The sequence below is a fragment of the Kitasatospora misakiensis genome (assembly GCF_042656005.1).
In the GTDB taxonomy this organism is placed as follows: domain Bacteria; phylum Actinomycetota; class Actinomycetes; order Streptomycetales; family Streptomycetaceae; genus Kitasatospora; species Kitasatospora misakiensis.
This window is the reverse complement of the sequence record NZ_JBHSOF010000011.1, coordinates 66,370-77,345: the sequence shown is the minus strand read 5'-3', so window position 1 is coordinate 77,345 and position 10,976 is coordinate 66,370. Positions and strand designations below refer to the sequence as shown.

The following is a 10,976-nucleotide window of genomic DNA, read 5'->3' as shown; positions in this document are numbered from 1 at the left end:
CGGGTCCGCCGTCCCAGTTCCCGGCGACCGGCTGGTCGCCACCCGAGCTGCCGGAACCGGCGTCGTCGACGATGCTGTTGTTCCGGACCGGCGCGAAGGTGCCGTAGCCGGAGAAGTACGGATACGGGATCGCGCGGTGCTGTACTCCGCTGCCGGTGAACTCGTAGCCGTAGTAGGAGCTCCTCGAGGAGTCGGTCCAGCCCTCGAAGATGGCGATGTGACCGGCGTAGCCGGCCGCGTCGTTGAGCAGGGCGTCGCCGGGCTTCAGGTCGCCCTTGCCGATCCAGGAGGCGACCCCGCTCGGGACGAAGCTGGTGGTGTCGAGCCCGCCGTTCGTGGTGCTGAGGCGCCACGCCATCGCGGCGTAGCCGGAACAGTCCTTGCGGTACCCCTGGTAGGTCTCGCCGGACTTGGTGTACTTGAGCCCTATGCCGTACCAGGACGCGGCGCGTCGGATCACCTCGCTCCGGGTGATCTGCGGTCCAGCCTGCTGGATGAGCGGGCCGGCCGGGCCCTGGCCGGCGCCGCCCTTGTCGGGGTCTACGACGATGGCGGTGGCGGACGGCGGTGCGGTGGGCTCGGCGGCGACGGCCGGCGTGGCAGCGACGATGCCGGCGACCAGTCCTGCGGCGGCTGTGACAGCCAGCGTCCTGGTCAGGATGTGCTTGGTGGTCATGAAGGATCCCCCCTCGACGGCGAATGACGAGATGCGCGTGACCAGCGGCCGGTGTTGCTCCGGGGCCCCGGGTTCCGGTGTGACGGCTGGTCACCTGCAGTCATCATTCAGGTCGAGTTCGTAAAGGGTCAATCTTTATTGAAAATGATCAACCGTCGCACGTGGCTCGATCAACGCGCGTCAACTCGTCCTTCTGTGGCGATATTTGCGGATAAAATCAAGGGAGCCGCAGGCGCGCGACCGGCCGCCTGCGGCTCCCTTATGGCTGGAAGCTTTCACTATGAAGTTGGTAGTCGAGCAGGGTGGTTCAGTGGCGGCCCGTGCCGCGCGGGGGTCAGTGGACGCAGAACTCGTTGCCCTCAGGGTCCTGCATGACGGTCCAGGAGCCGCCTGGTTCGGTGACCTCGCGGAGGGTCTTGGCGCCCAGGGACTCCAGGCGGGTGACGGTGGCGGCGCGGGCGTCCGGGCCGGGGTGGAGGTCGAGGTGGAGGCGGTTCTTGCCCTGCTTGGGTTCGGGGACGCACTGGAAGAGGATGCGGCGGCCGAGCCCGGTGCCGGTGGCCGGGTCGTGCGGGTCCTCGGGGTGGCGGACGGCGGCGAGGGCGAGCCAGGCGTGCCGGCCGCCGACCTCGGTGATCAGGTCTGGGGTGATCGCGCCGGCCTTGAGGAGACCGTCGATCAGGTCGTGGTGGTCCTCGACGGTGTAGTCGAGCGCGGCGCCCCAGAAGGCGGCCTGGCGGTGCGGGTCGGCGACGTCGATGACGAGCTTCCAGTGCATGGGCATGTAACCGGTTATAGAGGTTGCGGCCGCGCGTCGGCAAGAGCCGGCGTCAAGGACGACACGGTGTAGGGGAGTTGACCGGGGGCATACTCCGGGCGAGACGGGGGAGGGGAGCGGTTCGATGGTGCGACAGGATCCGCCGACGGGGATCGAGGAGCAGCTGCTGCCGGAGTTGTTCCGGACGGCCGACCGGGCGTCGCTGGCCGGGCAGCAGGAGACGCTGCGCTGGTACCGGGGCCTGATCTCGATGCTGGTGATCGCGGCGGTCGTCGGCTCGCTGCCCGGGCCGGACGACAAGGGGGCCGCCGACATCACGCCGCTGTTCTCGGTGGTGGCGTTGCTGGCGGCCGGCTACTTCTGGTCGCGGCTGCGCCGCAGCAATCCGCAGGCGCGGTGGTACGAGGCGCGGGCGGCGGCCGAGTCGGTGAAGACGCTGGCCTGGAAGTACTCGATGCGGGCCCGGCCGTTCGGGGGTGACGCGGAGTCGGCGGACGTCGACCGCGGCTACCTGCTCCAGGTGGAGGACGTGCTGCGGGCGTTCGAGGACCCGGCGATCGTGCCGCCGGGGGCGGTCGCCGAGATCACCCCGGAGATGCGCCGGGTGCGGGCGGAGTCGCTGACCTCGCGGCGCACGCTCTATCTGCGCACCCGGGTGGAGGGGCAGCGGACGTGGTACCGCTCGCGTGCGGAGTCCTGCGAGTCGCAGGCGGTCACCTGGGGACTGGGCGTCGCGGCGCTGATCATCATCGGTGCGGCGGCGGCCGTCGCCCAGGCGACCGGGGCGCTGCAGGTGCACGTCTTCGGGGCCACCTCGGCGGCGGCCGCGGCGGTGATCGCCTGGACCCAGCTGAAGCAGCTCCGCCCGCTGGCGGCCGCGTACCAGCTGGCGGCGCGGGAGCTGGAGAACGTCGGCAACCAGCTGTCCGACCTGGACCTGCGGGCGCCGGAGGCCGAGCAGCGCTGGGCCCGGCTGGCCGCCGAGGCGGAGGACGCGGTGTCGCGCGAGCACACCACCTGGCGGGCGCGGCGGGCCTTCCCGCGCTGAGCGGCGCGGGGGTGTAGGCGGGCGCGGGCGGGCGCGGGCGGGCTCAGGCGTCCAGGGGCGCTAGACCGAACGGGTGGCCGGCCGGGTCGATCAGCACCCTGAGCGTGCGGCCGTGCTGGTAGGTGGGTTCGGTCGCGCCCAGTTCCAGGGCGCGGGCGGTGGCCGCGTCCAGGTCGTCGACGTAGAAGTCCAGGTGGAAGTGCTTGCCGCCGTCCGGTTCGGCCCACGGCTCGGGGCGGTAGCCGTTCACCCGTCCGAAGCCGAGCGGGCTGCCGCCCTCCGGGTTGTCCAGGATGGCGAACTGCTCGTCCACGTGCCGGGTCTCCCACCCGAGCAGCTCGCCGTAGAAGGCGGCCAGCGCGACCGGGTCGGCGCAGTCGATGGTGACCATGGCGAGGCGGGCGAAGCCGGTGTCGTTCTGCTCGGCCTGCTCGGCGGCGACGTCGGTCATTTCTGGTCGGCCCTTCTGCTGAGGCGTGGTGCGGCGCCCGGGGGCCCGCCTGGATCGGGCCCCACGACCAGCATCGCACCGGGAGTCATCGAGGGCACGGCCAGCGGTCCCGGGCGGGGAGGGGGCAGGCCGGACAGGCATGGTGCGTCCACGACTGATGGGATACCGGTCCGGATCGTTCCGGATCGCTACAGAATCGGCACGTCCTCGGCATCGGCAGGTCAATGATCAGTTGTATAGACTTTTAATCTAATCGAGGGATTGTTGTTCACGGGGGGTTTCTCGATGGCGATTGAACTGCCTGGCGAGGTCGTGACGCTGCTGAACTTCATCGGCATCCGATGGCCAGCGGTCAACGAGGACAAGGTCCGCGAATTCGGCGAGCACATCAAGGAGTTCGCGAAGGGCCTGGAGGAGGTCCACTCCGACTCGACCGCGACGATCCATCAGCTCGGCGGCGCCTACGAGGGCGCGACCTACGAGGCGCTGGTCGCCAAGTGGGCCCTGATGTCCGACAAGCACTTCAACGAGGTCATCCAGGCCGCCCACGTGGTCGCGCAGTCGATGGACATCGCCGCCGACGCGATCGTCGCGATGAAGCTGGAGGCGCTCGGCGAACTCATCGTCCTGGCCGCCTCGTTCGTCGCCGCCCAGGCCGCCGCGGTGGCGACCGTGGGGCTGGCGGAGGCCGGCGCGATCGCGATCCAGCAGGCCGCGCGGAAGCTGATGTCCTATCTGGCGCACCAGCTGGAGGAGTACATCGTCGCCCAGGTGGTGGAGGCCGCGCTCAACCCGCTGGTCGAGGTCGTCGCGGAGGCGGTGTCCGGGCTGGTCTTCGAGGCCGCCGAGGCCGCGCTCACCGGCGGCTCGGTCGGCGCCGCGTTCAAGATCAATCCGGCCGCGGTGGAGGCGCACGCCCGAGCCCTCCACGAGCAGGCCGAGAAGGTCGCCCAGCACGCGCAGGTCTTCGGCACCCGGGTGTCGGCGGTGAGCTTCGAGTGAGCGACCCCACCGTCAAGGCGCTCCAGAACGTCGCGAAGAAGCTCGGCAAGAGCCTCTCCGACGACATGGGCACGGCCGCCAAGAAGATGTACAAGCAGGCGGGCGACAACCTCAAGAAGACCGCCAAGCACCACAAGGAAAACGACAACCACACCTCCGACGACTTCAACAACAAGGGCAAGGACAAGGCCGCCCCGCCCCCGCAGGCGGGCAAGGGCGGCGGCGGCGACGGGCCGAAGACGCCGCCGCGGAAGTACTTCATCCACGACGACGGCCGGGTCCAGGAGATCAAGGACGGCAAGCTCGTCGATGTGAAGGACCCGGACGAGTCGCTCAAGACCATGCTGGACGGGGCCAAGGTCAAGGACCCGTCCAAGGAGGAGATCGACAAGCACAACGCGAAGAAGTACAAGAAGTCCGACAAGGACGAGCACGGCAACCAGAAGCAGGACGAGAAGGTCGTCAGTCAGAAGATCGACGATCCGACCGAGCTCTCCCGCGCGGTGGAGGAGGCCCGGCGCGCCCAGGGGGACTACGGCGGCAAGAACTACGCCTCGCTCCGGTACCGGGACGAGAAGGGCGAGTTCATCCTGGTCGGGCGGAGCGACTACAACCGCAGCCACTCGGAACGCTCGATCGGAAAGCCGCTGCTCGGCGGTAGGGAGGGCAATGTCACCGACCTCTACACCGAACGGGCGCCCTGCCAGGCCGGTCCGAACTGCGAACGCTGGCTGGCCAGGCACTTCGAGTCCCAGAACCCCGATCTGAAGGTCACCCACGGTGTCGACTACGACAACAAGGTGCCCACCAAGGATCGCGACTGGGGACACAAGGCCTATCTGAATCAGATCGAACAGGACCACGCCGCAGGTCAGCACGGTGGCACGATGGGCACCAAGGACTTCGACGCGCAGGGGCAGCAGGACAAGGCGGCCTCCGCCGCGAAGAAGAAGGCCAAGGGTCTGTGACGGCCGAGAACGAAGGATGGACGAGGTGCTGGTAGGGATTGAGTGGCCGGTGGTCGTGGAACGGGCCACGCCCGGCGACCTGCTGCGGTTCCGCCCCGACGTGGCGGCGCGGATCTGGCCGGACGGCGACGGCGCGCGCTTCGTGACCGAGATCGGGATCCCCTTCTCCAACGGGCTCTTCCGGATCCTGGAGGAGTTCGCGGACCGGGACCCGGCCACCCCGGCGCACGCCTTCGAGACGTGGGACTCCGCGCCGGTCGACACGCCGCACGGTCGGCTGCAGCCGCTGGGCAGCCTCTTCCAGGCGACCGTGTACGTGAACCTCGGCGACGGCACGATCTGGGTCTCCGACCCGGACGCCGAGATCGAGTACGAGCTGATCCACGGGGACGTCTCCTCCCTGAGCTACCTCGTCTACAAGTTCGAGGTCGAGCGCCCGGGCCCCGACGAGCGCCCGGACCCCAACGACTGGGCTGCCGTGGAGGACATCGTCCGCGAGGGCATGGAGCGCTGGGACTCGCTGCCGTTCAAGAGCGAGTTCTGGGCGATGTTCCTCGACACCTGGGCCACCCTGTGAGCGGAGGCCGGTAGGTGCTGGCGCCGATCGACTGGCGGGCGGCCGAGCGGGGCCTGCCACCAGGGTCCATGCTGCGGTTCCGGCCCGAGGTGGCGGCCGGGCTCTGGGCCGGGGACGCGGAGGCCGTGCGGTTCGTGACCGAGATCGGGGTGCCGTTCTCCAATGGGCTGTTCCGGATCCTGGAGGAGCTCGCCGACCGGCGGCCGGAGAACCCGGACTGGGCGTTCGCCAAGCCGTTGACCGAGTGGCTGGTGGAAACCGAGCACGGTCGGCTGAGGCAGCTGGGCGAGCTGTACGGGGGGTTCGTCTACCTCAACCTCGACGACGGGACGATCTGGGTCTGCGACCCGGACGCCGACGAGGAGTACGAGCTGATCCACCGGGACATCTCCTCGCTGTCCTACCTGGTGTACAAGATCGAGGTGGAGAAGCCGACGCCCGAGGAGCGGCCGACGCCCTACGACTGGGCGAACGCCGAGGAGTGCGTCCGCGAGGGCATGGAGCGCTGGGACGAGGTGCCGTTCGGGGACGGCACGCAGTTCTGGGAGGCTTTCATGGACTCGTACCACATGACATGAGAGGGCCGGTTCGAACGTGAACGCGGACAGGGACGACGAGCTGGCGGCGGCGCTGCTGGCGCACTTCGGGCCGCGTGGGTTGCGGGCGCTGGGGATCGCGCCGGCCGGGGCGTTGCGGCATCCGGGGTTGCCGGTGCAGGTCGGGCCGTACTTCCGGGCTGCCGAGGAGACCGATCCGCTGTCGGTGGGGGAGTACGCGGCGGCCGCCGGGGCGGATGCCGGGGCGGCGGCGACGCAGTTGCGGATCGGGACGGACGGCGGGGCCGAGCTGTACTTCGCGCCGGACCGGTCCGTCCGGGCGGTGCTGCTCGGGGCCGAGTCGCTGGACCTGCCGGTGAGCGGCAGTGTGGAGGCCTTCGCGGCGGGGCTGCTGCTGCTCGACCGGCTGCTGCCGACGGTCGCCGCGTCGGAGCGGCCGGAGGAGGCGTTCGGCGCCTACCGGGAGCTGCGGCAGGGGCTGCTGGCCGCGGACCCGACCGCCTTCGACGACCGTGAGGGCTGGTGGCCGCGGGTGCTGGACGACCTGCGGCGGCCGCTGAACATCGACTCCTCGGCGGCCTTCGAGGTGGTCGACGGGCGGGGCGCGAAGCGGATCGAGACGGAGGTGGGCGGCCCCGGCCTGCTGCACCCCGAGGAGGCGCTCTGGCACCGGCTGCGGGCCGAGGGCGTGGAGCCCGAGCAGGTCGTCCGGGTGTACTGCGAGCTGGAGCCGTGCATGATGCCCGGCCACTACTGCGCGCGCTGGCTGGCCCGGGAGTTCCCGCAGGCGGAGTTCACCCACAGCTTCGACTACGGCGACACGGCCGAGTCCCGCGAGAGCGGGATCAAGGCACTGATGATCAGCGTGGCCGAGCGGCGCGGCTGAGCGGCGCGGTTGAGCCGGGCACGGGGAGAGGGAAGCGGGACATGGCGGGGAACGGGCGGCGGATGCCGCAGCTGGGGGCCGGCCGCAAGCCGGCCGGGCTGGCGCTGCTGGGCTGGCTGGACGACGCGCGGGCGCCGCGGCTGTGCCGGGTGGCGGGGCCGCCCGGATCCGGCAAGTCGCACCTGCTGGCCTGGCTGGTGCGCGGCTGCACCACCGAGGACACCCCGCGCGGGCGGCGGGTCCACGCCGTGCTGCCCGCCGCCGGTGCCACCGTCCGGACGGCCGTCTGGTCGCTGGGGCACCAGCTCGACCTGGTCGCGCACGCGCCGGGCCCGCTGATCGAGGCGCTCGCGGCGGACGGCCGGCCGACCGTGCTCTGCGTCCCCGAGCTGGACCTGGCCGAGGACCCGGCCGCCCTGGTGACCGAACTGCTCGACCCGCTGCTCCGGCTGCCCGGGGTGCGGCTGGTGATCGAGGCGGCGACGGACGGCCCGGCGGCCGGGGCGTTCACCGCCGTGCCCGCCCCGGCCGTGCTGGACCTCGGTGAGCCGCAGTGGACGGACGGCGCGCGGTTCGCCGCCTGGGCGACGGAGCAGGGCGGTGACCCGGCCGCCTACCCGCTGCCCGGGCCGGCCCTGGGGGAGCCGGGGGAGACGCATGGCCCGCCCGCCCCGGTGCCGCCGCCCGGGACGGACCTGCGGGCGCTCGGCGAGGAGGCGCTGTCGGCGCTCTGGACCGCCGTCACCGCCGCCGCGGCCGACCCCGGTCCGCTGGCCGCCGATCCGCTGCTCTACGCGCTCGCCCGGCCGGTCCCGGTGACAGCGGCCGTGGAGCGGCGCGACGACGCGCTGGCCAGGGCCTGGCGGGCCGCCGGTCCGGCGGTGATCGAGGAACCCGACCCGGCGGTGCGGGCCGCCGTGCTGCGCGTCCGGCTGCTGGGCGGGGACACCACCGCCGCGGCCGTCCTGGCGCAGCTGCCCGCGCCCTGGGCCGGGCGCTGGGCGCGCTGGGAGCGGGTCGACCGGGACTGGCCGGGCCCGGCGGTGGCGCTGACCGCGGGGGCGGGGCCGTACCTGTCGCAGGTGCTGGTGGCCGACCCGACCGGCTCGGTGCGGACCTTCGACGCGGCCACCGGTCGTCGCCTCGGCGCCGTGGTGGTGCCCACCCCGCGCCCGCCGCGGGGGCTGGCGGTGACGGCGGGCGGTTCCGTCGTCCTGCTCGACGCCTGGGGCCGGCCCGAGCTGGTGGTGCCGGCCGAGCCCCGGCCGGGGCTGGAGCCGTACGGGCTGATGGCGGCGCTGGACGCGATGGCGTCGGCGGCCGGCGACCTGAGCGCGGTGGCGGCGATCGGCGGGCTGGCGGACTCCGCGCCCGCGCTCGGTGACGCGGCCGGTGCCGTGCACTGGTTCGAGGACGGCAAGGTGGTGAGCGAGCGGCTGCACCACGGGCCGGTGACCGCGCTGGCCGGTACCGCGCTGGGCGGCGGGCCGCTGTCCGACCCGGAGATCCCGCTGCTGGTGAGCGGTGGCTTCGACGGCGCGGTGCGGCTCTGGGGGCCGCGTTCGGCGCCGATGCCCGAGCCGTCCGACCGGCGGGGCTGCCCGGTGACGGCGGTGGCCGCCGGGGCGACGGCGGCCGGGCCGGTGGTGGCGGCGGCCTGGTCGGACGGGCTGGTCCGGGTGCGGGACCTGGGGACCGGCGGGGTGCTGGACGTGCGGACCGGCTCGGAGGTGTGGTCGCTGGCGCTGGCCGGCACGCTGCTGGTGCTGGGCATGCCGGACGGTCTCGCCGCGGTGGACACCCGGCGCTGACACCCGGGCCCCGACGCCCGGCCCCGACGCCCGACGCCCGCTGCGCGCGGCGATGCGGACGGGCGTCATCCAATTTTCTTTAGCGAGAGTAATGACGTAGGCTAAAGAACATGCCCGAGATGTCCGAGCAGGACCTCGCAGCCATCAGTCAGCTGCGGTCGTCCGCCATGCGCCTCTCCCGTCGACTGCGCCACCAGCGGGTCGAGGAGTCGCTGAGTCCTACCGAGATCGGGGTGCTGGGCACCCTCGCGCGGTGCGGGAAGGCCACGCCGGGTGAGCTCGCCCGGAAGGAGCACGTACAGCCGCCCTCGATGACCAGGATCGTCGCGATGCTGGAGGAGAAGGGCCTGGTGCGGCGCGAGCCGCACCCGGAGGACCGCCGGCAGGTGGTCGTCAGCAGTACCGAACAGGCCGAGGAGATCCTGGCGGAATCCCGCCGGCGCCGGAACGCCTGGCTCGCCGAGCTCGCCCAGGGGCTCGACGAGGAGGAATGGGCCACGCTCCGCGAGGCCGCGCCCGTGCTCTACAAGCTCGCACACCTGTAGGCCATCCGTTCCGGTCGCCGCCGGAGGACGAAGGAGAACCGCATCACCGCAGGACCGACAACAGACACCAGGAGCGTGACGGCCGTGGCAACGGCCGTCACGCCGCGAGGGGAGACCACTGTGACACCGCCGGCCGCCGCCACCCCAGCCGCCACCCGTACCCGGACCGACGAGCGAACCACCGACTCCACCGCGGCCAGCGCCGCGGCCGCCGACGCCCAGGCACCCGCCCCGACGGGGCTGCCGGGCAACGGCGACGACGACCCCGACGAACGCACCGCGGCGGACGACCCCGCCGCTCCCGGCCGCAGCCGCGCGGCCACATCCCCGAGGACGGCGGACTCGCCGACCGGCGCCGCTTTCACCCGGCCCGGGGGGATGTTCTCCTCACTGCGCGTTCGCAACTACCGCTACTACTTCGCCGGCCAGGTGGTCTCCAACACCGGGACGTGGATGCAGCGCATCGCCCAGGACTGGCTGGTCCTGAGCCTCACCGGCAGCCCCCTGGCGGTCGGCATCACCACCGCGATGCAGTTCCTGCCGATGCTGCTGCTCGGCCTGTTCGGCGGAGTGCTCGCCGACCGGATGCCCAAGCGCCGGCTGCTGGTCTGCACCCAGGGCGCGATGGGCCTGCTGGCCGCCGGCCTCGCCGTACTGACCATCGGCGGCGTCGTCACCCCGTACTACGTCTACGCCTTCGCCCTGCTGCTCGGCCTGGTCACCGTGGTCGACAACCCGGCCCGGCAGGCCTTCGTCTCCGAGATGGTCGGCCCGAAGGACCTCGCCAACGCGGTCAGCCTGAACGCCGCCAACTTCCAGACCGCCCGGCTGGTCGGCCCCGCCGTCGCGGGCCTGCTGATCGCCGCGGTCGGCAGCGGCTGGGCGTTCGCGGTGAACGCGCTGTCGTTCGCCGCCGTGATCGGCGGGCTGCTCGCCATGCGGGAGAGCGAACTGCGCCCGACCGCGCCGGTCGCCCGCGAGAAGGGTCAGCTGCGGGAGGGGCTGCGGTACGTCAAGGAGCGGCCCGAGCTGTTCTGGCCGATGGTGCTGGCCGGTTTCATCGGCACCTTCGGCTTCAACTTCCCGACCCTGCTGGCCGGTTTCGCCTCGGACACCTTCCACGTCGGCGCCGGGCAGTACGGTCTGCTGAACACCGCGATGGCGGTCGGCTCGCTGGCCGGTGCCCTGCTCGCGGCCCGCCGCGGCGCGCCGCGACTGCGCGGGCTCGTCGGCGCCGCGCTCGGGTTCGGCGCGCTGGAGGTGCTGGCGGCGTTCGCGCCCGGCTACTGGACCTTCGCGCTGCTGCTCACCCTGATCGGGGTGTTCGGGCTGACCTTCAACACCTCGGTCAACGCGGCGCTCCAGCTGGCCACCGAGCCCGCGATGCGCGGCCGGGTGATGGGCCTGCTGGTGCTGGTCTTCACCGGCGGCACACCGATCGGGGCGCCGATCGTGGGGTGGGTCACCGCCTCGTACGGGCCCCGGCTCGGGCTGCTGGCCTGCGGCCTGGTCTCGGCGCTGGCGGCCACCGCGGTCGGCCTGGTGCTGGCCCGCAGCGCGGAGCTGCGGCTGCGGCTGGACCTGCACCCGGGGCGCGGCGGCCGGGTGGTCGCCCTGGTGCCGCGGACGCCCACCGGCGTCAAGCCGGAGCTGGCCACGGCCTGCTGACGCCGCATC

11 protein-coding genes and 1 pseudogene are annotated in these 10,976 nt (G+C 72.5%); 9 read left to right on the top strand and 3 right to left on the bottom strand.

Translation table 11 applies throughout. From position 1 onward, the window contains the following. Both ACFP3U_RS11710 and ACFP3U_RS11705 read right to left on the bottom strand, forming a co-directional pair. Nucleotides 1–676: pseudogene (locus ACFP3U_RS11710) on the bottom strand (hypothetical protein); the annotation flags it as partial. 334 nt (nt 677–1,010) lie between these two features. Beyond that, a complete protein-coding gene (locus tag ACFP3U_RS11705) occupies nt 1,011–1,454 on the bottom strand; it encodes a VOC family protein (RefSeq protein ID WP_380225385.1) in 444 nt (147 codons plus the stop codon). A gap of 124 nt (nt 1,455–1,578) precedes the next feature. Between ACFP3U_RS11705 and ACFP3U_RS11700 the strand changes: the two genes are divergently transcribed. Continuing rightward, nucleotides 1,579–2,502, top strand: a complete 924-nt coding sequence (locus tag ACFP3U_RS11700; protein WP_380225313.1) for a DUF4231 domain-containing protein — start codon at nt 1,579–1,581, stop codon at nt 2,500–2,502. Nucleotides 2,503–2,545: 43 nt separating this feature from the next. Here ACFP3U_RS11700 and ACFP3U_RS11695 read toward each other — a convergent pair whose 3' ends face one another. Beyond that, nucleotides 2,546–2,953, bottom strand: coding sequence for a VOC family protein (locus tag ACFP3U_RS11695; RefSeq protein WP_380225312.1), 408 nt, complete (start codon nt 2,951–2,953; stop codon nt 2,546–2,548). Between the two features lie 285 nt (nt 2,954–3,238). Between ACFP3U_RS11695 and ACFP3U_RS11690 the strand changes: the two genes are divergently transcribed. The 8 genes from ACFP3U_RS11690 to ACFP3U_RS11655 all read left to right on the top strand — a co-directional run bounded on the left by ACFP3U_RS11690 (nt 3,239) and on the right by ACFP3U_RS11655 (nt 10,967). After that, nucleotides 3,239–3,955: a WXG100-like domain-containing protein gene (locus ACFP3U_RS11690; RefSeq protein WP_380225311.1), complete on the top strand. Its 717-nt coding sequence runs from the start codon at nt 3,239–3,241 to the stop codon at nt 3,953–3,955. Continuing rightward, nucleotides 3,952–4,923, top strand: a complete 972-nt coding sequence (locus ACFP3U_RS11685; RefSeq protein ID WP_380225310.1) for a nucleic acid/nucleotide deaminase domain-containing protein — start codon at nt 3,952–3,954, stop codon at nt 4,921–4,923. Before ACFP3U_RS11690 ends, ACFP3U_RS11685 begins: the two co-directional genes overlap by 4 nt. A gap of 25 nt (nt 4,924–4,948) precedes the next feature. Then, the gene (locus tag ACFP3U_RS11680; RefSeq protein ID WP_380225309.1) at nt 4,949–5,500 is read left to right on the top strand and encodes an SUKH-4 family immunity protein; all 552 of its coding nucleotides are present in this window, start codon (nt 4,949–4,951) and stop codon (nt 5,498–5,500) included. 14 nt (nt 5,501–5,514) lie between these two features. Next, nucleotides 5,515–6,078, top strand: a complete 564-nt coding sequence (locus ACFP3U_RS11675; RefSeq protein WP_380225308.1) for an SUKH-4 family immunity protein — start codon at nt 5,515–5,517, stop codon at nt 6,076–6,078. Nucleotides 6,079–6,094: 16 nt separating this feature from the next. Next, nucleotides 6,095–6,943, top strand: coding sequence for a nucleic acid/nucleotide deaminase domain-containing protein (locus tag ACFP3U_RS11670; protein ID WP_380225307.1), 849 nt, complete (start codon nt 6,095–6,097; stop codon nt 6,941–6,943). A 41-nt stretch (nt 6,944–6,984) separates the two neighbouring features. Beyond that, nucleotides 6,985–8,754: a WD40 repeat domain-containing protein gene (locus ACFP3U_RS11665; RefSeq protein WP_380225306.1), complete on the top strand. Its 1,770-nt coding sequence runs from the start codon at nt 6,985–6,987 to the stop codon at nt 8,752–8,754. 110 nt (nt 8,755–8,864) lie between these two features. Further along, complete coding sequence (locus tag ACFP3U_RS11660; RefSeq protein ID WP_380225305.1) at nt 8,865–9,299, top strand: MarR family winged helix-turn-helix transcriptional regulator; 435 nt, start codon at nt 8,865–8,867, stop codon at nt 9,297–9,299. Between the two features lie 120 nt (nt 9,300–9,419). Continuing rightward, nucleotides 9,420–10,967: an MFS transporter gene (locus ACFP3U_RS11655; protein ID WP_380225304.1), complete on the top strand. Its 1,548-nt coding sequence runs from the start codon at nt 9,420–9,422 to the stop codon at nt 10,965–10,967. The last annotated feature ends 9 nt before the right edge of the window (nt 10,968–10,976 follow it).